The organism is Denitrificimonas caeni (assembly GCF_905120345.1).
Taxonomy (GTDB): domain Bacteria; phylum Pseudomonadota; class Gammaproteobacteria; order Pseudomonadales; family Pseudomonadaceae; genus Denitrificimonas; species Denitrificimonas caeni_A.
On the sequence record NZ_CAJHOA010000001.1, the window covers coordinates 653,340 to 679,743 of the forward strand.

The 26,404-nt window shown below is 46.2% G+C and carries 23 protein-coding genes; 8 read left to right on the forward strand and 15 right to left on the reverse strand.

The annotated features are described in order from the left end of the window. Window positions 1-22 precede the first annotated feature (22 nt). Window positions 23-1,927: a molecular chaperone HtpG gene (gene htpG / locus JYJ62_RS03005; protein ID WP_205340692.1), complete on the reverse strand. Its 1,905-nt coding sequence runs from the start codon at window positions 1,925-1,927 to the stop codon at window positions 23-25. A gap of 283 nt (window positions 1,928-2,210) precedes the next feature. Between htpG and JYJ62_RS03010 the strand changes: the two genes are divergently transcribed. From JYJ62_RS03010 to phrB, 4 genes are all read left to right on the forward strand, one after another. Beyond that, window positions 2,211-2,720, forward strand: coding sequence for a hypothetical protein (locus JYJ62_RS03010; protein WP_205340693.1), 510 nt, complete (start codon window positions 2,211-2,213; stop codon window positions 2,718-2,720). A 244-nt stretch (window positions 2,721-2,964) separates the two neighbouring features. Then, window positions 2,965-3,924 (forward strand): YbgA family protein, encoded by a 960-nt coding sequence (locus JYJ62_RS03015; protein WP_205340694.1) that lies wholly within the window; start codon window positions 2,965-2,967, stop codon window positions 3,922-3,924. After that, a complete protein-coding gene (locus JYJ62_RS03020) occupies window positions 3,921-4,844 on the forward strand; it encodes a MerR family transcriptional regulator (RefSeq protein ID WP_205340695.1) in 924 nt (307 codons plus the stop codon). The genes JYJ62_RS03015 and JYJ62_RS03020 overlap by 4 nt, the downstream gene beginning before the upstream one ends. 10 nt (window positions 4,845-4,854) lie before the next feature. Beyond that, the gene (gene phrB / locus JYJ62_RS03025; protein ID WP_205340696.1) at window positions 4,855-6,291 is read left to right on the forward strand and encodes a deoxyribodipyrimidine photo-lyase; all 1,437 of its coding nucleotides are present in this window, start codon (window positions 4,855-4,857) and stop codon (window positions 6,289-6,291) included. A 52-nt stretch (window positions 6,292-6,343) separates the two neighbouring features. Here the strand turns inward: phrB and brnQ are convergent, their stop codons facing one another. Further along, window positions 6,344-7,684 carry a branched-chain amino acid transport system II carrier protein gene (gene brnQ / locus JYJ62_RS03030; RefSeq protein ID WP_205340697.1) on the reverse strand — a complete coding sequence of 447 codons (1,341 nt, stop codon included), beginning with the start codon at window positions 7,682-7,684 and terminating at the stop codon, window positions 6,344-6,346. A 284-nt stretch (window positions 7,685-7,968) separates the two neighbouring features. Between brnQ and arfB the strand changes: the two genes are divergently transcribed. Both arfB and JYJ62_RS03040 read left to right on the forward strand, forming a co-directional pair. Then, window positions 7,969-8,382 (forward strand): alternative ribosome rescue aminoacyl-tRNA hydrolase ArfB, encoded by a 414-nt coding sequence (gene arfB / locus JYJ62_RS03035; RefSeq protein ID WP_205340698.1) that lies wholly within the window; start codon window positions 7,969-7,971, stop codon window positions 8,380-8,382. Between the two features lie 190 nt (window positions 8,383-8,572). Continuing rightward, window positions 8,573-9,793 carry an MFS transporter gene (locus JYJ62_RS03040; RefSeq protein WP_205340699.1) on the forward strand — a complete coding sequence of 407 codons (1,221 nt, stop codon included), beginning with the start codon at window positions 8,573-8,575 and terminating at the stop codon, window positions 9,791-9,793. A 383-nt stretch (window positions 9,794-10,176) separates the two neighbouring features. On the opposite strand, the gene JYJ62_RS03045 is transcribed toward JYJ62_RS03040, so the two are convergent. After that, window positions 10,177-10,596 carry an MAPEG family protein gene (locus JYJ62_RS03045; protein WP_205340700.1) on the reverse strand — a complete coding sequence of 140 codons (420 nt, stop codon included), beginning with the start codon at window positions 10,594-10,596 and terminating at the stop codon, window positions 10,177-10,179. Window positions 10,597-10,866: 270 nt separating this feature from the next. Between JYJ62_RS03045 and JYJ62_RS03050 the strand changes: the two genes are divergently transcribed. Then, window positions 10,867-11,388, forward strand: coding sequence for a hypothetical protein (locus JYJ62_RS03050; protein ID WP_205340701.1), 522 nt, complete (start codon window positions 10,867-10,869; stop codon window positions 11,386-11,388). Between the two features lie 142 nt (window positions 11,389-11,530). Here the strand turns inward: JYJ62_RS03050 and JYJ62_RS03055 are convergent, their stop codons facing one another. The 12 genes from JYJ62_RS03055 to sdhC form a co-directional block, all read right to left on the reverse strand. Further along, window positions 11,531-11,875, reverse strand: a complete 345-nt coding sequence (locus JYJ62_RS03055) for an antibiotic biosynthesis monooxygenase family protein (RefSeq protein WP_205340702.1) — start codon at window positions 11,873-11,875, stop codon at window positions 11,531-11,533. 43 nt (window positions 11,876-11,918) lie between these two features. Further along, window positions 11,919-12,566, reverse strand: a complete 648-nt coding sequence (locus tag JYJ62_RS03060; RefSeq protein ID WP_205340703.1) for a LysE family translocator — start codon at window positions 12,564-12,566, stop codon at window positions 11,919-11,921. 159 nt (window positions 12,567-12,725) lie between these two features. Continuing rightward, entirely contained in the window at window positions 12,726-13,013 is a 288-nt protein-coding gene (locus tag JYJ62_RS03065) for a YkgJ family cysteine cluster protein (protein WP_205340704.1), read from the reverse strand. A gap of 401 nt (window positions 13,014-13,414) precedes the next feature. After that, on the reverse strand, window positions 13,415-14,296 hold the full coding sequence (sucD, locus tag JYJ62_RS03070) for a succinate--CoA ligase subunit alpha (protein WP_205340705.1): 882 nt from the start codon (window positions 14,294-14,296) through the stop codon (window positions 13,415-13,417). After that, window positions 14,293-15,465 carry an ADP-forming succinate--CoA ligase subunit beta gene (sucC, locus tag JYJ62_RS03075; protein WP_205340706.1) on the reverse strand — a complete coding sequence of 391 codons (1,173 nt, stop codon included), beginning with the start codon at window positions 15,463-15,465 and terminating at the stop codon, window positions 14,293-14,295. Before sucC ends, sucD begins: the two co-directional genes overlap by 4 nt. A 157-nt stretch (window positions 15,466-15,622) precedes the next feature. After that, entirely contained in the window at window positions 15,623-17,059 is a 1,437-nt protein-coding gene (lpdA, locus tag JYJ62_RS03080) for a dihydrolipoyl dehydrogenase (protein WP_205340707.1), read from the reverse strand. A gap of 70 nt (window positions 17,060-17,129) precedes the next feature. Next, on the reverse strand, window positions 17,130-18,338 hold the full coding sequence (gene sucB, locus JYJ62_RS03085; RefSeq protein ID WP_205340708.1) for a dihydrolipoyllysine-residue succinyltransferase: 1,209 nt from the start codon (window positions 18,336-18,338) through the stop codon (window positions 17,130-17,132). A gap of 72 nt (window positions 18,339-18,410) precedes the next feature. Continuing rightward, window positions 18,411-21,242 (reverse strand): 2-oxoglutarate dehydrogenase E1 component, encoded by a 2,832-nt coding sequence (locus JYJ62_RS03090; RefSeq protein ID WP_205340709.1) that lies wholly within the window; start codon window positions 21,240-21,242, stop codon window positions 18,411-18,413. 244 nt (window positions 21,243-21,486) lie between these two features. Next, window positions 21,487-22,191, reverse strand: coding sequence for a succinate dehydrogenase iron-sulfur subunit (locus JYJ62_RS03095; RefSeq protein WP_205340841.1), 705 nt, complete (start codon window positions 22,189-22,191; stop codon window positions 21,487-21,489). Between the two features lie 26 nt (window positions 22,192-22,217). After that, the gene (gene sdhA / locus JYJ62_RS03100; protein ID WP_205340710.1) at window positions 22,218-24,005 is read right to left on the reverse strand and encodes a succinate dehydrogenase flavoprotein subunit; all 1,788 of its coding nucleotides are present in this window, start codon (window positions 24,003-24,005) and stop codon (window positions 22,218-22,220) included. A gap of 3 nt (window positions 24,006-24,008) precedes the next feature. Next, window positions 24,009-24,377 carry a succinate dehydrogenase, hydrophobic membrane anchor protein gene (sdhD, locus tag JYJ62_RS03105; protein WP_205340711.1) on the reverse strand — a complete coding sequence of 123 codons (369 nt, stop codon included), beginning with the start codon at window positions 24,375-24,377 and terminating at the stop codon, window positions 24,009-24,011. Then, entirely contained in the window at window positions 24,371-24,745 is a 375-nt protein-coding gene (gene sdhC, locus JYJ62_RS03110) for a succinate dehydrogenase, cytochrome b556 subunit (RefSeq protein ID WP_205340712.1), read from the reverse strand. The genes sdhD and sdhC overlap by 7 nt, the downstream gene beginning before the upstream one ends. 365 nt (window positions 24,746-25,110) lie before the next feature. On the opposite strand from sdhC, the gene gltA reads away from it, so the two are divergent. Next, the gene (gene gltA, locus JYJ62_RS03115; RefSeq protein WP_205340713.1) at window positions 25,111-26,394 is read left to right on the forward strand and encodes a citrate synthase; all 1,284 of its coding nucleotides are present in this window, start codon (window positions 25,111-25,113) and stop codon (window positions 26,392-26,394) included. The last annotated feature ends 10 nt before the right edge of the window (window positions 26,395-26,404 follow it).

Here is a 26,404-nt window from a genome sequence, read left to right on the forward strand (position 1 = left end):
TTTTATTACTGTCGCTAAAGACTCAGCGGCTTAACTCAACCAAGAGCTTATTCAAACGCTGTACATAGGCTGATGGATCTTTCAAGCTATCGCCTGCCGCCAATGCAGCCTGATCAAACAAGATCAGCGATAGATCTGTAAAGCGCTGCTCATCGGTTTCAGCATCGAGTTTTTCAACCAAACTGTGTGCAGGGTTGATTTCAAAGATAGGCTTAGAGTCAGGCACTTTTTGACCACTGGCTTCCAGTATTTGACGCATTTGCAAACCAAGATCCTGCTCACCAATCGCCAAAATAGCCGGTGAATCTGTTAATCGATGCGAGACACGCACATCAGCCACTTGATCACCCAGCGCAGTTTTCAAACGTGTTACTAGCGCTTCTTTACTTTTTGCCACGTCATCTTGCGCTTGTTTGTCTTCTGCAGTATCTAATGCGCCCAGATCTAAATCACCACGCGCAACATCGACAAAGCTTTTACCGTCAAAGTCAGTCAGGTAGCTCATGAGCCACTCATCAATACGATCAGTCAGCAGCAGAACTTCGATGCCTTTTTTGCGGAACACTTCAAGGTGTGGACTGTTTTTAACCTGTGCGTAGCTTTCACCAGTGAGGAAGTAAACCTTATCTTGGCCTTCTTTCATTCGCTCAATATATTGGCTGAGCGCAACACTCTGCTCATCACTACCACTATGAGTTGAAGCAAAACGTAATAAACCGGCAATCTTTTCTTTATTAGCGAAATCTTCAGCAGGACCTTCTTTGAGTACCTGACCAAAGGCTGTCCAGAACGTCTGATAATCTTCTGGATTGTTTTTAGCCATTTTCTCCAGCATATCCAGCACACGCTTAGTCAGCGCTGACTTCATGCTTTCGATCACTGGGTCTTTCTGTAAAATTTCACGAGAGACGTTCAACGACAAATCATTGGAATCAACGATACCCTTAGTAAAACGCAGGTACAGCGGTAAAAACTCATCCGCTTGATCCATGATAAACACGCGCTGCACATAGAGCTTTAAGCCGCGCGGCGCTTCACGTTGGTATAAATCAAAGGGTGCGCGGGTTGGCACATACAGCAGCGAGGTGTACTCAAGCTTGCCTTCAACTTTGTTATGACTCCAAGCTAAAGGGTTTTCAAAATCATGGGATACATGCTTATAAAACTCTTGATACTCTTCATCCTTAACCTCAGTACGTGGGCGTGTCCATAATGCGCTAGCACGATTGACCACTTCCCACTCGACGTCTGCACTAGCATCAGTCTCTTCAGCCGATGCCTCTTTTGGCAACTCAATAGGTAAAGCAACATGGTCAGAGTATTTTTTAATAATATTGCGTAAGCGCCAGCCATCGGCAAACTCACTTTCTTCTTTCTTCAAATGCAGCACAATACGGCTGCCACGCTCAGTTTTTTCAATACTGGAAATATCAAATTCACCTTCACCTTGCGAACTCCACAGCACGCCCTCTGAAGCAGGCGCGCCAGCACGACGGGTGAACACTTCAACTTTGTCAGCGACAATAAATGCTGAATAAAAACCAACACCAAACTGACCAATCAACTGTGAATCTTTTTTAGCATCACCCGATAAGTTTTTGAAAAACTCAGCAGTGCCTGACTTAGCAATAGTACCCAAGTGATTGATCACATCATCACGACTCATACCGATAGCATTGTCTTCGATGGTTAAGGTATTGGCCTCTTTATCAAAACTGATGCGAATTTTTAGCTCAGAATCGCCTTCAAGTAGGGCCGGTGCAGATAAAGCTTCAAAACGAATTTTATCAGCCGCATCAGATGCGTTAGAAATCAACTCGCGTAAAAAAATCTCTTTATTTGAATACAACGAGTGAATCATTAAATGTAGCAGTTGTTTAACTTCAGTCTGGAAACCTAGCGTTTCTTTTTGTGCTTCAACAGCCATCTTTATTAACTCCATATCCACTAAACATGCCATGCAATACAGGCGATGCAGTGGATATGGGGGTTGTTGTTAAAAAAACAACCGTTTGTCGCCGCTCTAAGCGAATGCGCGGCGTATAGCAGCCCAGTCATGTCGACTCAGAACTTTTAAAGTAACCTGTGTTCATAAAAGACAATGACACCGTTCCAGCCGACTTAAGTCATCGCACTCACGATGTGCAATAATAGACGCGTATTTATTTTCAAATACCGTTACGCCCAAAAGATATAATGGAGATGGATCTATGAATAAGCCTTTCGTTACCGCCCTTCTACTCGCAGCTACACTTGGATTAACTGCGTGTGATAGTGAGCCAAAAGATAAACTCGGCAATGCTAAAGAGTCCTTATCTGACGCGACTCAATCTGTAAAAGAAGCGGCTAAAGAAACTAAAGAAGCCATTGATCAAAAGTCTGAGCAACTCACTGAAGCGAGCGAAAAAGCTACCGAAAAAGTTAAAGAAGAAATTCGTGACCTGGAAGAAGTTCGTGAAGAGCATGCTGAAGAAGCACAAGAGCAGCTTGATGAAATCATTAGTGAAAGCGAAGCAGCTAAAGCAAAGGTAGAAAAAAATCTTGGTGATGCAGTTGATGCTAGCAAAGACGCCGCAGCTGAAGCTAAAGCAGACATCGCAAATACTGCTGCAGATGCAAAAGAAAACGTGAGAGAAAACGCAGCTGAAATCAAACAAAACAGTAAAGATGCTGTTGATGCTGCAAAAGCAAAACTGCACGAAGCCACGAAACCAGAATAAATTATTTGCACAGTATAAACCCCCTCTCGCGCTGGCTTATCTAGGCCAGTGCGGGACTGCTAGAGGTGAATCAATCGCCTGATGCATCTTTAAACACCGTAATGTTTCCTCCTTTATGGGCTATACAAACGCCAATGTGAATATCATATTGTAGACGTTTAAAAAATACCTATACAAAGCATTTGACTTGTACAAGTATAACTATATTCTTATAGGCATATTCTACTGCCTGTAAAGTCCTATTATGAGCACTTCAAATAAACCAATTAAAGTCGGCATCAGTGCTTGTTTACTGGGTGAGCCGGTGCGCTTCAATGGTGGCCACAAACAATCACATCTGTGTAAAACAGTGCTGAGCCAATACTTTGAATATGTCTCCGTGTGTCCAGAACAAGCTATTGGTCTTGGCACACCACGCGAGCCGATTCGTTTAGTCGGCGAGACCAACAATCCTCGCGCCGTTGGTACAGTCAACACAGAATTGGATGTCACCGATGCTTTAACCGCCTACGGCCAACGCACCGCTGCAGAACTGACTGATCTGTGCGGCTTTATCTTGATGCAAAAATCACCCTCTTGCGGCATGGAGCGAGTGAAGGTCTATCAATACAGCGGTCACACTGCTGAACATGGCGGTGTCGGTTTATTCGCAGCCGCTCTGATGCGCGCGCAACCGCTGTTACCCGTCGAAGAAGACGGTCGTCTCAATGATCCAGTGTTACGAGAAAACTTTATCACTCGTGTCTTTGCGTATGCCCAGTGGCAGGAACTATTAAGCAGCGGTTTAACGCGCAAAAAACTCTATGATTTCCATGCCCGTTATAAGTATCAGTTGATGGCTAACAGCCCTTCAGACTGTAATGCGTTAGGACGTTTATTAGCCAATAACCAGCAATTGCGCTTGGGTATCTTAGCGACGCAATACTTTAGTCAATTTATGTCAGCACTGAAAAAAATAGCCAATCGCGGCTCGCATACCAATGTTCTGCAACATATCAGCGGCTATATTAAGCACTCGCTGAGTGCCGATGAGAAACGCGAATTACAGTTTTTAATCAGTCAATACCGCACCGGTATCGTCCCTTTGATCGTGCCATTGACCTTGCTCAAGCATCACTTTAACCGGCATCCGTCCCCTTATATTGCTGAGCAAGTATACTTGCAACCTCATCCTGAAAACCTCAGTCTGCGGAATGCATTATGAGTGGCTCAACGATACTCAGCACTCCAGCACCTCGTGTAGACAACAATGAGCCACTGTTCCCGATCCGTGAAGTGGCTCGACAAACGGGAATTAATCCAGTGACCTTGCGAGCGTGGGAACGTCGTTACGGGCTAATCAAGCCACTGCGCAGCGCTAAAGGTCACCGACTCTACACCATTGAGCATATTGATAAAATTCGTAAGGTCCTCGATTGGCTTGAACGCGGCGTAGCCGTTAGCCAAGTTAAGCGATTGCTAGAAGAGCAAACACTTCCCACCACCACAGAAGACTCACCGTGGCGCATACAGCAAGAGCAGTGGTGGCAATGGATCGAGCAACTCGCGGAACGTAAGCTTGATGAAGGTTTTAAACAAGCCTCAGCCTTATATCCGCCAGAAACCTTATGCCAATACTTGCTACTCCCTCTGATTGAAAAACTCCAGCAATACGGCACAGTAGCCGAAGGCCCCCGGGTCGAGCAGATCTTTTTTATGACCTGGCTGCGCACACAGTTGGCCTCTCGTATCGTACAAAATAACCGTCTGCACAACAATGCGCCACTGCTTGTAGTGAGCCTCTCTGAGCAAAACATGCAGCCTGATCTCTGGCTAGCAGGCTGGTTGGCCAGCTATTCTGAATACCCAATACGGGTCTTGGAATGGCCTATCCCGTCACCTGACCTGGCGCTAGCGGTTAAGCAGATGGAGGCGCGTGCTGTGCTGCTCTACGGCAGCCATAGCCTTAACCTTGAACAACTACATACGTTATTAAACGGTGTGCAATGCCCGCTTGTGCTGTTTGGGCAAGCAGTCACAATTCATCGCGAAGAGCTGAATGAGTTCACTCGCCTGACCTGTGCCACTGATCCTTTGCACGCTTTTCAAAGCTTGCTACGTCTCAATCTTTTACAAAACAATTAAGGACTTCAGCATGCAGCAACTCATTTGGTTTCGTAATGATCTGCGTATCGCTGACAACACGGCGTTGCATGCAGCCTTACAAGCAGGTCCTACAATTGCGGTTTTCATAGTCAGTCCAGGCCAGTGGCAAGCGCATAATGATGCGGCCTGTAAAATTGATTTCTTGCTGCGCAACCTAGCTGAGCTAGAAAAAAACCTCGCGACACTGAATGTACCCTTGCTGATTCGTCACGTTGATCAATGGCAGCAGGTGCCTGACGTTGTGCTGCAGTTATGCGAGAAATTAAATATTAGCGCAGTGCATAGCAATAACGAATACGGCATCCATGAAAGCCAACGCGATATCGCTGTCGGTACACAACTGGTTGATCAAGGTATTTTATTTCATAGCCATCTCGATCAAGTTCTGTTTAAACCCGGCAGCGTACTGACACAAACAGGCACCTACTTCAAAGTATTCAGCCAGTTTAAAAAAGTCTGCTATCAGCGTTTACACGATTATGTACCCGAGCGGCTGGCGACACCCCAGCCACAATCGCCTCTTACTCTTGTCAGTGATGTGATCCCCAGCAACGTCGCGGGGTTTGCCAGCATCGATGCCCAGCAGCAAGCGCTCTGGCCTGCTGGCGAGCACGCCGCTCAGCAGCGTTTAAACACCTTCGCGGCCGCAGCTATTGATGGATACTTAGAGCAACGAGACGTCCCTGCTAAGCCAGGCACCAGTCAGCTATCCGCCTACTTAGTCGCGGGTGTGATATCGATTCGCCAATGTTTGCATGCCGCACTAGCGGCCAATCAAGGTGAGTTTGATTCAGGCAAGCAAGGTGTCGTGACCTGGATAAACGAGCTGCTTTGGCGTGAGTTTTATACACACATTTTAGTCGGCTACCCGAAGGTATCGCGACATCGCGCATTTAAATCTGAAACAGAAGCTTTAGCATGGCGTGATGCCGCAAAAGACTTACTGGCTTGGCAGCAAGGTCGCACAGGCTTTCCTATTATTGATGCAGCCATGCGTCAGTTACTGGCAACCGGTTGGATGCATAACCGTTTGCGCATGATCGTAGCGATGTTTTTGACGAAAAACTTATTAATCGACTGGCGTGAAGGCGAACGCTTTTTTATGCAGCACCTGATTGATGGCTGCTTAGCAGCGAATAATGGCGGCTGGCAATGGAGCGCCTCGACGGGAACCGATTCAGTCCCCTATTTCCGCGTGTTTAATCCAGTCAGTCAATCAAAGAAGTTTGATCCCAATGGCGACTTTATTCGACGCTGGATACCTGAGCTTAAACAACTCAGCGCTAAAGAAATTCACCAGCCTAAACTGCTCAGTGGTTTGTTCGGTACCGCCGATTACCCTAAACCGATTGTGGATTTATCTGCCAGTCGTCAACGCGCTTTAACCGCCTTCAAAAATCTGCCAGCGCGTATAAACGAAGAATAAACAACCCGAGGTTGCTGCGTTTACCGAGCACACAGCAACCTCGGACCTCTGATTATGTCTTAGTGTAATCGATCTGTGTCGGTGCTAAGTAGCGGTCCACACACGCTAACAACAACAGCACAATACTGGCCGGTAATAACCAACCCATCTGTTGCTCAGCCAAAGGTAAGCGATTAAACATCTCTGGCACCCATGCTGAAAATCCAGCAACAACCAAGCCATCGACGACACCAAAGATCAAGGTCACCAGCATTGTGCCGCGAAAGACTAAGGCACTTGAACGCCAGTAACGATCCAACAAACTGAGCACCACCAAGACAATCGCCAACGGATACAATCCCGTCAACACCGGAATCGATATTTTAATCAGCTGCTCTAAACCTTGATTAGAAACCAACCAACTGAACACAACAAAAAAAATCACCACATATTTGTAAGCAACCTTCAGCAGCTCACTAAAGAACTCACCACAGGCCACCAACAAACCCACCGCCGTGGTTAAACAGGCTAACGCAATGACCACCGCCAACAATAGATTACCGATTGGTCCAAACACATGTTGCACATACAGCGCTAAAATCTGTCCACCGTTTTGCGCTTCACTAGCAATCCCCTGACTGGTAGCGCCGAGATAAAATAACGACAGATAAACCGCAGACAAACCTATCGCAGCAATCAGTCCAGCATAGATAGAATAACGTGTCACCAAGCGCTCAGACTGCACCCCCTTACTGCGTAAAGCACTAGCAATCACCACACCAAACGCCAATGCACCCAGCGCATCCATGGTCAAATAACCATGTAAAAAACCTTGTAAAAACGCTTCCTGCTGATAAATCGCCAATGCTTGACCCACACTACCCGCAGGCTTGAAAAACGCAGCACCACCGAGTACCGTTAAAGCCAAGAGTAAAATAGGGGTAATCAGCGTACCAATGCGATCAATTATTTTATTTGGGGTGATTGCCAAATACAGAACTAAAGCAAAATAAACCGTCGAATAAATTAACAAGCCACTGTTACTGTTACCGAAAAAAGGCACAACACCAATTTCATAAGACACGACAGCAGTGCGTGGTGTTGCAAAAAACGGACCGATCGCTAAATATACCGCCACGGCCAAGACTACACTGGCGACCTTACCTAACGGCTGTGTTAACGCAGTGATGCCCCCTCCTACTCGCGCAAGAGCGACCACCGTCAATAGCGGCAAACCCACACCAGTAATCAAAAAGCCTAAGGCTGCCTGCCACACGGTATAACCTGCAGCTAAACCTGACTCGGCAGGAAAAATAATATTTCCAGCGCCTAAAAACAGTGCAAAAGTCATAAAACCCAGTGCAAACACATCACGCCCACTAAAACGGGATGATGTCGCTGTTGTGGTATTCATGGGTGTCCTTTAGCTTATATATCGAATTAAGCGCACAAGTCTAAAGCACTAGGCACAATGTACAAATAAAAGTTAGATTATTTGCACTTTTACCGCGGCCTTAAACGATAAAAACAGCTCGCCAAACCTGATGGTCATAGCACATAACCCGTTAGTTTCTACCGTTCAAATATTTTACTGATGCTAACCTGAAACAGCTTCGCGTCAGCTCTCACGCTAACAGCCTGTTTTATAATAGGCTATGATAGCCAGCCTACATTGACTCTTTTGCACAAAAACCTACCATGATTTTTATAAGCAACACCCTCAGCCTTGAAGACCATGAGGTAGACATTAGCGCGATACGCTCCCAAGGTGCGGGCGGGCAAAATGTTAACAAAGTCTCGTCGGCCATTCATTTACGCTTTGATATCAATGCGTCAAGTCTAAGCGACTTTCAAAAACAGCTGTTATTGGAAAGCAAAGACAGTCGCATTACTAAAGAAGGCGTGTTGGTCATTAAAGCGCAGCAATTTCGCACCCAAGAAAAAAACAAAATCGATGCCTTTGAGCGCTTGCAGCAATTTATAGTAGCGGCCACCTACATTAGCAAAACCAGGAGACCCACTAAGCCGAGCAAGAACGCTCGACGCAAACGAGCAGACCAAAAGACACAGCGCGGCATGACCAAGTCGTTGCGTGGTAAGGTCGATTTTTAAGCCGTCAATCCACTCGCAATTGCCTTGATCGGTTAACCCTAATAGGGCTGGCGCAGCAAACAATAATCAAGCATCCTGTTGCAGTGCAGGTCTAACATAAAGTTAAGCTGCACGCGTTAACGCGTATTTTTTGAGTGTTTGGTTAAATAGCTCAACTATTATCAGGAGCTAATGCAGTGGTATGTTGCCCATGACTCTCAGTCGTAAAAGTCCTAATCGTCTAAAGTTTATTTTTTTGATGATACTGGTCGGCCTCAACTTGCGCCCCGCATTATCGTCGCTCGCCCCGCTCCTTCCTCGGATAGCAAGTGAAGGTGAACTATCGGTACTGTCGCTGTCATTATTGACTACGCTGCCGGTGCTTTGCCTTGGGCTGTTTGCTCCTTTTTCCCCTTGGCTGGCTCGACGACTGGGTATTGAACGTAGTCTGGCGCTGGGTCTTATTATCCTTAGTTTCGGGCTTGCCCTACGTGGACTGACCCATGCACCCACTCTTTTTATAGGTACGCTACTGATTGGCGCATCCATAGGCATCCTCGGTACGTTACTACCTGCACTGTTCAAACGTGAATTAGCCGATAGCGCTGACTTGATGACCGGCGTGTATACCATGGCGTTATGTTTAGGTGGCGCTTTAGGGGCTGGGCTCAGCATTCCATTAGCAGATGCACTTGGCAGTTGGTCGCTCAGTCTGATGTCTTGGACAAGCTTAGCAATAACTGCACTCATTACTTGGTGCTGGATGATGCCGCAACCGCCGCCAGACCCTCAGCTTAGCGCTTCAAATGGTCACGCTCGTGCTCTACTCAGCAGCCCGCTCGCTTGGCAAGTCATGTTATTCATGGGCAGTCAATCCTCTCTTGCTTATATCGTTTTTGGCTGGCTTCCGACATTGCTGGTTAGGCAAGGTTACAGTGAAGGCGAAGCCGGCTGGCTGATGAGCGCATCAATCTTGACGCAGCTTTTCTCGGCCATTGCCGCACCTTGGCTTGCACGGCTGAATAAAGATCAACGCCCCGCTCTAATAGCCATGCTAAGCCTCGTTGGCATCGGTCTTTTACTGGTATTGCTCGGTCCTAGTTCACTGCGTTGGCCCGGAGCTATACTGCTCGGTCTTGGTCAGGGAGGCTCATTCAGCCTGGCGCTGACACTGATCGTACTGCGCAGTGGCAATAGCAAGATCGCTGGCGAACTTTCCGCTCTGGTTCAAGGTGGTGGTTACACTTTGGCAGCGCTGGGGCCATTGGTTGTTGGCCTAATGCTTGATGCTAATATTGGCATCAAAGGCATTACTTGGTTATTGCTATCTATTCTGGCCTTTGCTGCATCGATGGCTCTACTCGCAGGTCGACAGCATCGACTGGAAATCGATGACTCGGGCACATTACTCACTATCAAGCTGCGTAGCTGATCTTTAATTAAAAGCTAAGCGAGAGTTCACAGGTCACGCCACTCTGATTACCATCGCGAGTAAAACCTAGAATAACGCACAGTTGCCAAGAGCCATTCTCAGCCAGCTGAATAACCAACTCAAGCATCAAGGACACAACGTTATAGTCATTAAAGAACCTAAGTAGCTGCGTTCCAGTACCGGGCGCACATATTGCCCCAAGGGTTAAAAAGTGTCGGAGTTAATCAGATCTTATCACTTATCAAATGGCACTCTAGACTCTTTAAGAGCAGAAAACACATCCACTTACACCTCAATCTTAACTGTAACGAGTGGTGGGTTTACTGCCATATATAGCAAAGTTAAACTGAACACATTGCTAACGACCACCTGCGAGATTCGGGTCAGATAAGAGTCACAGCACATAAACCTATCAAGACAATATTAGCTAGCAAAGCGATTAAGTAAAAATAACTTCTTGGGCTCGGGTTCTTTTCTGTTGCAATGCAATAATAGAGAACCATATGCATAATTCTAGATAACACCATAATCCAAATAATAACTCCAGTCCAAAACACGTTTGCTCCTAGCAAAATTGTTAAAAATGAAGCACCAAGCATGACAGTAATATTTTCTAATGAATTAGCAAAGGTTCGATTTGAACGAAAAACAAAAGAATAATGGCTTAAGGATGGGTCTATCTTTCCAGGTATAGCGCCTGGTTGTGCAGCTTTTGAAGTAGCAGCAACAACACTTTGTACAATTACAGTTAATATTATTAACAATATGCCCCAAAAGGCTACCGAGTAAGACTCTAACATCATTGCTCATCTCTCCATTTAATATGTGTTTAACACCAAGTTAAACAATTCGCCAAAAAAGTAACATTCAATGTAAAACCCCACTCAGCTGATTGATCCAACACAGAAGGATCAAATTTAAGCACTCAGAGAATACTGAATAAATACTACCGCACAGGTGGCTATCTCAATAGCAGAGTTTGAACTCAGCACATTTTAGCGTGTCTATACTATTGATACACACAGATGCGTCTATCCAGATGCTGTAGTTATCAACGATATGAGGTACATGGAATGTCTGAGCATGATGTATTACTAGGGGAAAAATTTCCTCACAAAGTTAGCGCGCAATATAACAGCCAAGAGTCGGCTGATCGCGCAGCGCAGTTACTGGTCGATAACGCTGAATTACCGCGCAATCAGATTCGTATTGTGCAGCCCTACGACCCGAATATGGCTCGAAAAATTGAACCCGAGAGCAAGGGTATCGCCCGAACCTTAGTCAAATCGCATACAGTGCTTGGTATAGGGGGCTTGGTGCTCGGTTTATTAATCGCAGCAATTCTAGTCAGCATTGGCCCGGTCATGACGCGTTCAAGTCCGATGTTTACATTTATCGCTCTGGGTTTTCTCTTCTCCTTCTTAGGCTTGATCCTCGGAGGCGCAATATCCCTGCGTCCCGACCATGATCCGTTGATTGAGAAAACGCGCACTGCGACTGATACCGGTCACTGGACTGTTATCGCGCACTGCACCACTATCGAGCAACAGACACGGGTGAAAGACACCATTGATTACTCATCGCAAACCTTATAAAACACGCTTAAGCTCCAGACTGGAAAATATTAGGACGTATTCCAGACAATTTAGTCTGTAGTGTGGGGGGTTGTGTTGGATTTGTAGACTCTTAACACCCTACCTACAGATATAAATTAGAGTAACGTTATCGACTGTTAGATTAGCCATGAATGTCCAAACTATCAGACGGAGCTTGCTCTCGGCTCTCCATCCCGTAATCACGATTAACGCTTGCAACTCTTAAACGGTAATTACTAAACACCCCGTCTCGCCCTTTTTCTTGTGCAAGACGATGCGTTTCTAAGTTTCTCCATTCGCTAATGGCTTCTTCATCACGCCAAAACGAAAGAGATAATATTTTTTCTTCATGCGCAAGACTCGAAAACCGCTCTATCGAAATGAAGCCATCAATTTTTTCTAATTGCGGTTTTAGCTCAGCAGCTATATCTAAATACTCTTTTGCTTTTCCTTCGGCAGGAAACACCTCGAAAATAACAGCTATCATTGCGTCTACCTTTACCTGTGATAAGGGTTTGATTAAGTGATTTTTATATTTTTTTACTGATACCTGTAGAGATCGCTAACGCACTTCCTAAAACAATAAAGAGACTACCTACAGAACGGTTCACTAAGTTCATTCTATTGGTTTCAGCAAGCCAAGGGCTAATTTTTGACCCAAGTCTTGCATACATAAACATCGACGTACAGTCGATGACAAACCAAGTACACGCCAGCACTACATACTGCTGAATCTGTGGTAAGTCGGCACTCATAAAGCTCGGAAATAACGCGATAAAGAACAATAAATCTTTAGGGTTACTAATACCGACCATGAATCCTTTTTGAAATAAGGAGAAAAACGAATAGTTTACTAATGTACGCTTATTAACTGCCGTACCGACCAACTTAACATTAGTGTTTTGCCAAGCAGTCCAGCCTAAATAAACCAAATAAAGCGCACCAATAATTTTTATTAAAAAAAACAGTGTTTCAGAGGCAACTAAAACAGCCCCAAGCCCAACCGCTGAAATTGTCATCAGTAGCAGAGCAGCAATTGCTCCTCCAAGAATGGTTGGAATAGTCTTTTTGTTACCGTACTGCAAACCATTAGACATACACAATACAGCAGAAGGGCCTGGACTACAGATCAATACACTAATAACACTTATATAAACCAACCAAGTACTTAATTCCATATAGGTCTCTTTTATCAACTATAGTGGCTTTATAAATGATATTTTGCAGTAGTGCGTTGAGGTCAAGTTGCGAAACGACATCAATATGGAACGAAGCAAACTCTATTTTTTTTATCAATTCTTACACAACTCTAATTTGCAGCAAGCGCTTCTCTGATCTTAGAACTCGCTTCTTTCAGAGAGGCATTCATAACCGCCCATTTCAAACTCACGGCAGATCCACGGACGTTTATCATAAATACTACAGAGCATCGTCGATCGGTCCAAAGCTGCACACCAGCCGTCATCTAAGCGGGCCATGCTCATACCGCCCCAAGCATCGAACTCAACATACCTTTCCGGCACACCTGTATCCGTAATAAGCATAACCTCTAAGCGACAACAATTCGCCTTGCAAGTCGCGCATGTTACATCGTTGTCAGTCACAGTCATCAGGTCAATTTTCATTGTTTATCGCACACCAACTTAATTCAATTACTTTATATTACAGAACGCCTCGAGCAGTAGCGTGTGCGAGTGTATACCGCCTGCTATCAAGTGATGCTATTGCCTTGACTTGATATTTAATTCAACTATTAAAGCATGCCTATTCACCTGCGACTACGACTGCAAGAAACGTTTCCAGTCGTATTCAATTCTAGCGCTGCGATGCCACTGCAATTCGTGTCGTCTCTAAAACACGTTCCATCAGTGAGTTTTATTAACATGGCCTATTTTTGCAAGAAACAATTTAATGGTTACGCTTGAATGGCAGCTATCAAGAAACTGCATTAATCAAAACTATAAATCATCAAGCACTTACTCAATAAAAAAGCCACCGTAAGGTGGCTTTTCAAACCTCATAAAATTTACTTATGTTTCCAGCCTGTGATCTCAGCCAATGCAGTACCAATGTCAGCCAATGAACGCACGGTTTTCACCCCTGCATCCTGTAGGGCGGCAAACTTCTCGTCTGCGGTACCTTTGCCGCCAGAAATAATCGCACCAGCATGGCCCATACGTTTGCCCTCTGGTGCAGTCACTCCTGCGATATACGCAACCACCGGCTTAGTCACATGCGCTTTAATAAAAGAAGCAGCCTCTTCTTCAGCGCTCCCACCAATCTCGCCAATCATAACAATGGCTTCAGTTTGTGGATCGGCTTGAAACATTTTCAGAATATCAATAAAACTGCTGCCAGGGATTGGATCACCACCAATACCAACACAGGTGGACTGACCAAAACCGGCATCGGTGGTCTGTTTGACAGCTTCATAGGTGAGCGTACCTGAGCGGGAAACAATACCTACTTTACCTGGCATATGAATAAAGCCCGGTTGAATACCAATTTTGCATTCACCTGGGGTAATCACGCCTGGACAGTTTGGACCAATTAAACGCACACCCAACTCATCGCATTTAACTTTCACATCCAGCATATCTAAAGTCGGAATGCCTTCGGTGATACAGATGATCAATTTAACTCCGGCAAAAGCGGCTTCTAAAATGGAGTCTTTACAAAAAGGTGCTGGCACATAAATCACTGATGCATCAGCAGCAGTAGCTTCAACAGCTTCAAGCACAGTATTAAATACCGGTAAGCCTAGATGCATAGTTCCACCCTTGCCCGGTGTCACCCCTCCCACCATCTTTGTACCATAGGCGATGGCTTGCTCAGAGTGGAAAGTACCTTGCGCACCAGTAAAACCTTGGCAAATCACTTTAGTCTCTTTGTTAATTAAAATGCTCATTCCTGCTCTCCTCGGGCGGCTGCAACCACTCGGATTGCTGCGTCACTTAAACTGCTAGCAGCAATAATATTCAGTCCACTTTCAGCGAGTACTTTGCTACCAAGCGCTGCATTATTACCTTCTAAGCGCACCACCACTGGGACTTTCACTCCTACCTCTTTAACTGCGCCAATCACGCCTTCAGCAATCATATCGCAGCGCACAATACCGCCAAAAATATTAATGAAAACGGCTTTAACATTGCTGTCTGAAAGAATAATTTTAAAGGCTTCGGATACGCGCTCTTTGGTGGCGCCGCCGCCAACATCAAGAAAGTTTGCTGGTTTACCACCATGATGGTTCACGATATCCATGGTACCCATGGCTAAGCCTGCGCCATTAACCATGCAGCCGATATCGCCATCTAAAGCAACATAGTTCAGCTCAAATTCTGCTGCATGCGCTTCACGTGGATCATCTTGCCCAGGATCTCGCATCGCACGCAACTTAGGCTGACGATACAAAGCATTGCTATCAATAGTAATTTTGGCATCTAAACAATGCAGATGGCCGTCGGTTCTAATCACTAACGGATTCACTTCGAGTAGAGCCACATCATGCTCAACAAAGAGTGTGGCTAAACTCAAGAAAATATTTGTAAACTGCTTAACTTGATCATCTTGCAAGCCTAATTTATAAGCTAAATAACGGCCTTGGAATGGCTGCGCGCCGATGGTCGGATCAATTGTCACCCGCAAAATCTTTTCAGGCGTCTCATTAGCTACTTTTTCAATATCGACCCCACCTTCAGTCGAAGCCATAAATACAACTCGACGTGAAGAACGATCCACCACTGCGCCTAAATATAGTTCTTTAACAAAGTCAGTGCAGGCTTCAACCAGAATACGGCTGACGGGCTGGCCATTCGCATCGGTTTGGTAGGTAACTAAGCGTTTACCTAGCCACTGCGCAGCAAAATCATGAGCATCCTCAGGGCTAGTCACTAACTTAACGCCACCGGCCTTACCACGTCCGCCTGCATGCACTTGAGCTTTAACAACCCAACGCTCACCACCGATATCGTGACAGGCTTGTGCAGCAGCTTCAGCTGTTTCCACAGCAAATCCAGTCGAAACTGGCAAACCATATTCAGCAAACAACTGTTTCGCTTGGTATTCATGAAGATTCATAAGGCCCTACCATTAATGTTAGATAATGCGTGATCTACCTAGAGCATAGAGTGTAGCGGCTATTGAAGTGTTTAATCAGCTCGCAAACCCAAATAATTGCAGATTTATTTATATAAGGTAGATACAAAACCGCCCCTTAAAAGGGGCGGTTTGTTGATCAACGTTTTTTGCGGTTAGCGATATGAATCGCTTGCCCACTGACGGCGAGCGCCGCTTCGTGGAGTGCTTCAGATAAGGTTGGGTGTGAGAACACCATCAACGCTAAATCTTCAGAACTTGAACCAAACTCCATCGCAATGGCACCCTGCTGCACTAACTCAGCAGCACTTGGGCCAATCACGTGTACACCGAGTACGCGATCTGTGGCTGCATCAGCAATGATTTTCACAAAGCCTGCGGTATCATTCGCTGCCATGGCACGGCCACTCGCTGCAAATGGGAACACACCAACATTGATCGAAACACCGTCACCTTTCAACTGCTGTTCGGTTTTACCAACACCAGCAATTTCAGGGTGAGTGTAGATAACACCAGGGATCAGATCGTAGTTAACTTGGTTTTTCTTACCCGCAATACGCTCAACAACCATGATGCCTTCTTCTGACGCTTTATGCGCCAGCATAGGGCCACGAACCACGTCACCAATAGCATAAACGCCAGGTGCGCTGGTTGCACAGATATCATCAACGTAGATAAAACCACGCTCATCCAAGGTCACGCCACTGTCAGCTGAGAGTACGTTAGTCGTCACTGGACGACGGCCAACCGCAACAATTAACTTATCAAAAGTCATTTGCTGCTCGCCTTGCGCATCCGTAAAGCTAACGGTTACTTCGCCGTTTTTAACGTCAGTCGCAGTTAAGCGCGCGCCCAAACGAATATCTAATTTTTGTTTAGCAAAAATCTTCAATGCTTCTTTAGCGACTTGTTCATCAACAGTCGACAAGAACTTATCTTGTGCTTCAATAACAGTCACTTCAGCGCCTAACCGTGCCCATACAGAACCCAGCTCAAGACCAATCACACCCGCGCCAATCACGCCAAGTCTTTTCGGTACTGATTGGAATTCTAATGCGCCGGTTGAATCAACAATAACGTCTTGATCAACGGGTGCAGGTGGGATATCAATCGGCTGTGAACCCGCTGCAATAATAACGTTTTCAGCTTCGTACACTTGTACTGTGCCGTCAGCAGCCGTCACTTCAACCTGTTTGTTCGCCAGTAACTTACCGTGGCCTTCAATGCTGGTCACGCCGTTGGCTTTAAATAAGCCAGCGATACCGCCAGTCAGGTTTTTTACGATATTAGCTTTACGGCCGATCATTGCAGGAACATCCATCGCAACATCTTTTACCGAAATACCGTGTACAGCAAAACCTTCTGTCGCTTCATGGTATTTCCATGAGCTATCAAGCAAGGCTTTAGAAGGGATGCAACCTACGTTCAAGCAGGTACCGCCCAATGCCATTTTGCCGTCTTTGTCTTGATACTTTTCGATACAGGCAGTTTTCATACCGAGTTGCGCTGCTTTAATCGCCGCAACGTAGCCGCCAGGACCGGCACCAATGACAATTACATCAAATTTCTGACTCATGAGATTTCCTCGTTATGCGGCATAGAGCCACGCACTGCAGCCGCTTAACAAATAAGCGGCTGCAGAATTATCAGATATCCAGCAACAAACGAGCTGGGTCTTCTAACAAGTTTTTCATGGTGACAAGGAAAGTCACAGCTTCTTTGCCATCAATTAAACGGTGATCATAGGATAGTGCCAAATACATCATTGGTAAAATCACTACTTCGCCATCTACCGCCATTGGCCGCTCTTGGATTTTGTGCATACCCAAAATAGCTGTTTGTGGTGGGTTAACGATTGGCGTTGATAATAAAGAACCGAATACACCACCGTTAGAAATAGTGAAGGTACCGCCGGTCATTTCTTCTAAAGTTAGTTTACCGTCTTTAGCTTTACGACCGTAGTTAGCAATGCCGCCTTCAATTTCTGCAAGGCTCATAAACTCTGCGTTACGCAATACCGGTACAACTAGACCACGGTCGCTTGATACAGCAACACCGATATCTTGGTAGCCGTGGTAAACAATATCTTTACCATCAATAGAAGAGTTCACACCAGGTTGGCGCTTCAGTGCTTCAACCGCTGCTTTAACGAAGAAAGACATAAAGCCTAAACGCACACCGTTATGGGTCTTTTCAAACAAGTCTTTGTACTTGTTACGTAACTCCATAATTGGCTTCATATTGACTTCGTTAAACGTAGTCAACATCGCCATAGATGATTGTGCTTCAACTAAACGCTCAGCAACTTTAGTACGCAATCGCGTCATAGGAACACGTTTTTCAACGCGATCACCCGCTGCGAACAATGGTGCTTCTGCCGCAGGAGCAGCTGCCTTAGGTGCAGCTGCGGCTGGTTTGTTAGCCACTGCTGCAACCGCATCCTCTTTAGTTACGCGACCATCTTTACCTGTACCTGGGATAGCAGCAGGGTTCAGTGCGTTTTCTGCAGCAATTTTACGTGCCGCAGGTGACAAAATAGCGTCATCGCCAGCTGCAGTAGGAGCAGCTGCGCTTACTGCTGCAGCAGCCGCTGCAGGTGCGGGTGCTGAAGCAACTGCTTCAGTGTCTAAACGGCCTAATAACTGCGCACTTAATACAGTGTCGCCTTCGTTCGCTACGATTTCAGTCAGTACGCCATCGGCTTCTGCTAAAACTTCCATAACAACTTTGTCAGTTTCGATATCAACGATCAGCTCATCACGCTTAACCGCGTCACCCACTTGTTTGTGCCATGTCGCAACGGTGCCATCAGCGATCGACTCGGGAAATGCAGGGGCTTTAATTTCAATAGCCATAGTAATCTGTTCCTATAAATTCGGTTGTTACGTAAAAGCCGCACTGATCGACAGTGCGGCTTTCTCGCTGAGTTAAACGGTAAAGGCTTCTTGCAACAATTGCTCTTGTTGCTCGGCATGCATTGATGCATAACCACACGCAGGTGAGGCAGAGGCAATACGACCGGCGTACTGCAACTGAATACCTGGCTTATTGGTCTGAGCGACACGATGCATATGGTGCTGACTGCAATACCAAGCACCTTGGTTCATTGGCTCTTCTTGACACCAAACAATGTGCTTCAGGTTTTTGTATTTAGCCAGCTCTTCACCTAAATCATCTTCAGGGAATGGATACAGTTGCTCAATACGTACAACCGCTATGTTATCCAGGCCTTCATTACGACGTTTTTCTAACAAATCGTAGTAAACCTTACCGCTACACATCACCACACGATCAACTTTATCCGCATCCAACGTATCGATTTCACCAATAACATTCTGGAATGTGCCTTCCGCTAAGTCTTCCAAGGTTGAGATAGCCAACTTGTGACGTAGCAAAGATTTCGGTGTTAAAGCGATCAAAGGTTTACGCAATGGACGCACCGCTTGACGACGCAGCATATGGTAAACCTGTGCTGGCGTAGTCGGCACACATACTTGAATGTTGTGCTCAGCACACAATTGCAAGTAGCGCTCTAAACGAGCCGATGAGTGCTCTGGACCTTGTCCTTCGTAACCATGCGGTAATAACATCGTTAAGCCAGATAAACGGCCCCACTTGGTTTCACCACTGGTAATAAACTGGTCAATTACAACCTGTGCACCGTTGGCGAAGTCACCAAACTGCGCTTCCCAGATCACCAATGCATTAGGCATGGTGCTGGCATAGCCGTATTCGAATGCTAAAACTGCTTCTTCGGAGAGGAAGGAGTCATACAAGTCAAAGCGAGGCTGATCTTTATAAAGGTTTTGCAAACCAATATAAGTTTCACCATCTTTCTGATTGTGCAAAGTAGCATGACGGTGCGAGAAGGTACCGCGACCCACGTCTTGACCGGTGAAACGAATCGGATAGCCTTCAAATAACAAAGTGGCATAGGCAGTTGTTTCTGCAAAGCCCCAGTTAATTGGTAAGCCACCGGCAGCCATTTTTTGGCGATCTTCAAGAATCTTAGCCACTTGACGCTGTACAACAAAGCCATCCGGCGTTTCTTGTAACTTAAGCGCAAGTTCTTGCAAGGTTTTCAGATCAAAGCGGGTATCAAAGCGCGGAGTCCACTTATGACCTAGATACGGACGCCAATCAACAAACAACTCTTTGTTCGGCTCTTTAACTAAGCTTTGTACAACGTGTAAACCGTTGTCGAGCGCGGTACGATATTCATCACTTAACGCCTGAACTTGCTCAACCGTTTGCACGCCATCTTGAACCAATGAATCAGCATACAGTTCACGTGTTGTGCGCTGCTTGCTGATCAACTGATACATTAATGGCTGAGTACCGCTCGGCTCATCCGCTTCGTTATGACCGCGACGACGGTAACAAACCAAGTCAATAACGATGTCTCGCTTAAACTGCATACGGTAATCAATCGCGAGTTGAGTCACAAACAACACAGCTTCTGGATCATCACCGTTGACGTGTAAAATAGGCGCCTGAATCATTTTCGCAACATCAGTTGCGTATTCAGTTGAACGCGTATCTTCAGGCTTGCTAGTGGTGAAGCCCACTTGGTTGTTGATTACAACGCGAATGGTACCGCCCGTTTTGAAACCACGGGTTTGTGACATTTGGAAAGTTTCCAGCACTACGCCCTGCCCTGCAAATGCAGAGTCACCATGGATAGTCACTGGAACAACTTTATCGCCATCGGGATCATTACGGCGGTCTTGACGAGCGCGCACAGATCCTTCAACAACTGGAGATACGATCTCAAGGTGCGATGGGTTAAAGCTTAGTGCCAAGTGAACTTCGCCACCTGGAGTCATGACGTTAGATGAAAAACCTTGGTGGTACTTAACGTCACCTGAGGCTAAACCCTCAACACGTTTACCATCAAACTCATCAAATAAATCACGAGGATTTTTACCGTAGGTATTCACTAGAACGTTAAGACGTCCACGGTGTGCCATACCTACAACAATTTCTTTGGCACCGTACGAACCTGAACGCTGAATAATCTCATCCATTAATGGAATCAGACTTTCGCCACCTTCAAGACCAAAGCGCTTAGTACCGGGGTATTTAGTGCCCAAGTATTTTTCCAGACCTTCACCGGCAGTCAAACGCTCAAGAATATGCGTACGAACTTCTGCTGAGAAACCTGGACGACTGCGCACGCTTTCCAGACGCTGCTGGAACCAACGGCGCTGCTCTGAATCAACGATATGGGTAAACTCAGCACCTATAGTGCGGCAATATGTATCTTGCAATGCCTGCTGAATCTCACGTAACGTGGCTTCTTCTTTGCCGATATTTAAATCGCCAGTACGAAACACGCTATCGAGATCAGCATCGGTTAAACCGTAATGTTGTACAGTCAAGTCAGCCTGCATCGGGCGTACCCATAACCCTAACGGGTCAAGCTGTGAGGCTTGATGGCCACGCATACGATAGGCTTGGATTAAACGGAGCACCTCAACTTGCTTTTTCTCATGTTCAGTGCTGATGCTGCCAGCAGAAACTGGCTGAGCTCGTCTTTGGTTTTTCGCCAATAAGACAAATTGATCACGAACTGTAGAGTGCGACACATCAGTACTTAAACCACCATCGGCAGGCAGTTTTTGAAAATAAGTACGCCACTCTTCCGATACTGAGTTCGGATCGTGCAGGTAGAGTTCATATAGCTCTTCCACATAGGCAGCATTTCCACCGGATAGGTGGGCGCTGCTCCACATGCGCTGCATTACGCTTTCTTGCATGCTAGGTCACCCTTGATAAGGGGGACGCTACCGGCATGGAAACTTAATGGCCTTAAGTCACAAACAGCGACTTGGGTAAAGCCACTACGATTCCCGCAGATAGTCCGGGTACCAGCCCGGATGCCCCTGCTGGTCGTCAATTGCGTTTTGAAGAAAGCTTTGTAAGCAATTCTTCGTTTAAAGCCACTTATATGAAGGTACTCATATAAGTGGCTAAAGAATTCACAACATTAATTGTTATGAATTAAGTACCACTTTGCAACAACATCTCACGAATATGACCAATCGCCCGTGTTGGGTTAAGGCCTTTCGGACAAACGTTGACACAGTTCATAATATTATGGCAACGGAATACGCTGAACGGGTCATCGAGACGCGCCAAACGCTCTTGCGTCTGAGTGTCACGAGTATCTGCTAAGAAACGATAGGCTTGCAGCAACGCTGCTGGGCCTAAGAACTTATCAGGGTTCCACCAAAATGACGGACAACCAGTTGAGCAGCATGCGCATAAAATGCACTCATACAACCCATCTAATTTTTCACGATCAGCTGGCGACTGCAAGCGCTCGATCCCTGGCGCAGGCGTATCGTTTTGCAAGTATGGCTGAACTTTTTCGTACTGCTTGTAGAAGATGCTCATATCTACAGCGAGGTCACGAATAATTGGCAAACCAGGCAATGGTCGTATAACCAATTTACCATTTTTGACTACAGTCGATAATGGTGTAATACAAGCTAAGCCGTTTTTACCAGCAATGTTCATACCGTCAGAACCACACACACCTTCACGGCATGAGCGACGATACGACATACTCTCATCCTGCTCTTTAATCAGAGCGAGAACGTCGAGCACCATCATGTCTTTGCCATCAATGTCTACATTGAAGTCCTGCATGAAAGGCGCAGAGTTAACATCTGGGTTGTAGCGGTAAACGCTTACTTGCAATATTTTAGGCAACGTCATCGTAATAACCCTTAATATTTACGTTCTTGAGGTATGAAGTGTTCAGCATCTTTTTCAACTGCAGCTGAAAGTGTGAAGTTCACTGCACGTTTGCCGACAGTTTTAGTGGCCGGGAAATACATGCTGTGGCACAACCAGTTTTCGTCATCACGGCTTTCGTAGTCTTCACGAGCGTGTGCTCCGCGCGACTCAGTACGAGCTTCTGCAGCAATCGCAGTTGCTTCTGCCACTTCAAAGAGGTTTTGCAACTCAAGAGCTTCAATACGCGCAGTGTTAAATGCATTGCTCTTGTCGTTGATTTTCACATTTTTGATGCGCTCACCTAATGTCGCAAGCTCAGCAATACCTTTTTTCATGTATTCGCCAGTACGGAATACACCAAAGTAGTTCTGCATGCAGTTTTGCAGTTCTTTACGCAAAGGAGCAACGTCTTCGCCTGTAGTGCGCTCGTTGAGTGCAGCTAGACGCGCAAGAGATCTCTCAATATCACTCTCGCTAGCAGGACGCGCTTCAACACCGTCACGCAGGCTCTTCTCAAGATAGATACCTGCTGCACGACCAAATACCACTAAGTCAAGCAGTGAGTTACCACCCAGACGGTTCGCACCGTGTACAGACACAGAGGTCACTTCACCTACAGCAAACAGACCTTCAACGATGTTATCGTTACCTTCTGCATCTTGCGCAATGGCTTGACCATGAATGTTAGTGGCAATACCACCCATCATGTAGTGACAGGTTGGTACAACTGGAATCGGCGCAACCACTGGGTCAACGTGAGCAAAGGTAATCGACAGCTCACAAATACCAGGTAGACGACTGTGCAGAACTTCCTCACCAAGGTGGTCAAGTTTCAGCAGTACGTGGTCGCCATTCGGGCCACAACCGTTACCCGCTAAAATCTCTTTAACCATAGAACGTGCAACAACATCACGTCCAGCAAGGTCTTTAGCGTTCGGCGCATAACGCTCCATGAAACGCTCGCCATGCTTATTGATTAAGTAGCCACCTTCACCACGGCAACCTTCAGTTACCAAGGTACCCGCGCCAGCAATACCGGTCGGGTGGAACTGCCACATTTCCATATCTTGCACAGGCACACCAGCACGTAACGCCATACCCACACCGTCACCAGTGTTAATCAGTGCGTTAGTGGTTGATGCAAAGATACGTCCTGCACCACCGGTCGCCAAAACAACGGCTTTAGCACGGATATGCACAACTTCACCGGTTTCAATGCAGATGGCAATAACACCAACCACTGCGCCGTCTTCGTTTTTGACCAAGTCAACGGCATACCATTCATTTAAGAACGTAGTGCCATGCTTTAAGTTGGCTTGATACAGAGTGTGCAACAGCGCATGACCGGTACGGTCAGCGGCGGCACAGGTACGTGCAGCCTGACCACCACGACCATAGTCTTTCGACTGACCGCCGAATGGACGCTGATAAATACGACCTTTCTCAGTACGTGAGAACGGCAAACCCATATGCTCAAGCTCATAAACAGCTTCTGGGCCTACAGAACACATGTATTCGATAGCGTCTTGGTCACCGATATAGTCGGAACCTTTAACGGTATCGTACATGTGCCAACGCCAATCATCATTCGGATCATCTGAAGCGATTGCGCAGGTAATACCACCTTGAGCAGACACAGTGTGCGAGCGCGTAGGAAACACTTTAGTTACTACGGCTGTTTTATGTCCACCTTGAGCTAACTGCAGTGACGCACGCATACCCGCGCCGCCGCCACCAATAATAATGGCATCATAAGAAATTGTACGAATACTGGCCATGAATCAAATTCCCCACAGAATCTGTACGCCCCAGACGAACAGTACGAACATAATTACGCCGCACAGTGCTTGGACTAAAAATCGAACACCTGTTGCCCATTTGCCTAATGTCATGGGCGTTAGATAGTCAGTAGTAACAGACCACAGTCCGATCCAAGCATGTGCGCTTAGTGCGACTAGGCTCATTAAACTAAAGATGCGCATCCAGCTGTTTGCAAACAGCCCTTGCCACTCGGCATAGCCCATTCCCGGGTTTGCTAAAATATAACCCAACAGGAACAGGGAGTAAGCAGCCAATACCACAGCTGTTACTCGCTGAGCCATCCAGTCATACAGACCAGATCGAGAGAAGTTCGTTACGTTAGTTACCATATCCAGACTCCCATCAATACAATCAGTATGGCTGAAATAATAAAGACTAAATTAGCACCTAACTTACCGCTTTCCAGCGATACACCGATATCCAAATCCATAATCAAATGGCGGATACCAGCTGTTAAGTGGTACATCAGTCCAGAGAGAAGACCCCAAACAACAAATTTGGCCAGCGGACTGGTCAAGCACTCTTTCACTTCGGCAAACCCTTGCTCTGAGACAAGCGATTTATCGAGTCCATAGAGCAGCACAGCAATACCTACAAACAGGATAACACCTGTAATTCTGTGCAAAATGGAAGAAATGGCAGTATTTGGGAGTTTTATAGTCCTAAGATCTAGGTTTACAGGTCGTTGGCTATTCACGGCGTATTCACACTTAGAGAGCCCTAAACTGCAGGGCGAGTTGTCGGGAAGGCACTTACAAGAAGTACCCGTCACCATCGGAGTGACGACCGTCAGCAAGGCAAAAGCCTCTGTCGGTCAGCAACCGAGTATAGTGCAAAAAACACTAAAATGACAACGCAAATGCATTCGCCTAAATGCGCATTGCTCGCCTTTGACATTTAGCGTAAATATCTATACGTGAAATTTTTAGATCGAGATAATTGTTCTTTCAAAGATTGCACTGTAAGAAGCAGTACAAATTGACATTAGCTGTTATCTCACTATTATATCGCGGGCCCTGCGTGGGGGGCCGTGATGATTCCAAGCATAACTAGGAGGCCACAATGGCTGACAAAAAAGCGCAGTTAATCATCGAGGGCAAAGCCCCCGTAGAGCTGCCAATACTGACCGGTACTATTGGTCCTGATGTAGTTGACGTACGTAATCTGATTGCAAGCGATCTTTTCACTTATGACCCAGGCTTTATGTCGACAGCGGCATGTGAGTCAAAAATCACTTATATTGACGGTGATAAAGGTATTTTGTTGCACCGCGGCTACCCAATTGAGCAACTGGCAGCCAAGTCTGACTACTTAGAGACCTGCTACTTGTTACTGCACGGTGAGCTACCGACTGCGGAACAGAAGAAAGAGTTCGTTGACACCATCAGCAAACACACGATGGTTAACGAGCAACTGAAATCATTCCTCAATGGTTTTCGTCGTGACGCCCATCCAATGGCAATCATGTGCGGTATCGTTGGTGCATTATCTGCGTTCTATCACGACTCTTTGGACAACAACAATCCAAAACACCGTGAGATTTCTGCACACCGTTTAATTGCCAAAATGCCAACCATTGCTGCGATGGCCTACAAGTATTCAATCGGTCAGCCCATCATGTATCCACGCAACGATCTCAGCTACGCTGAGAACTTCTTGCACATGATGTTTAACACGCCAGCAGAAATTAAGCGCTTCAGCCCGTCTCTGGTTAAAGCAATGGATCGTATTTTCATTCTACATGCTGACCACGAGCAAAATGCCTCAACATCAACCGTACGTCTAGCCGGCTCCACTGGCGCCAACCCATTTGCATGTATTGCGTCAGGCATTGCTGCTCTTTGGGGTCCTGCGCACGGCGGTGCTAACGAAGCCGTTCTGACTATGCTTGATGAAATTGGTGATTCATCCAACATCGAGAAGTTTATTGCTAAAGCGAAAGACAAAAATGACCCATTCAAACTGATGGGCTTTGGTCACCGTGTTTACAAAAACTTCGACCCTCGCGCGCAAGTAATGAAACAAACGTGCGACGAAGTACTCGCAGAGTTAGGCATTAATGATCCTAAGCTTGATTTAGCGATGAAACTTGAAGAGTACGCACTGAACGATCCGTACTTCAAAGAGCGTAACCTGTACCCGAACGTCGACTTCTACTCAGGCATTATCCTGAAAGCAATCGGCATTCCAACCAGTATGTTCACTGTAATTTTTGCTCTGTCACGTACTGTTGGCTGGATTTCACATTGGACTGAAATGCTTTCCAGTCCATACAAAATCAGCCGCCCTCGTCAGCTCTACACTGGCTACGACAAACGCGACTACGCGCCACTAGACAAGCGTTAATTTTGTCTTA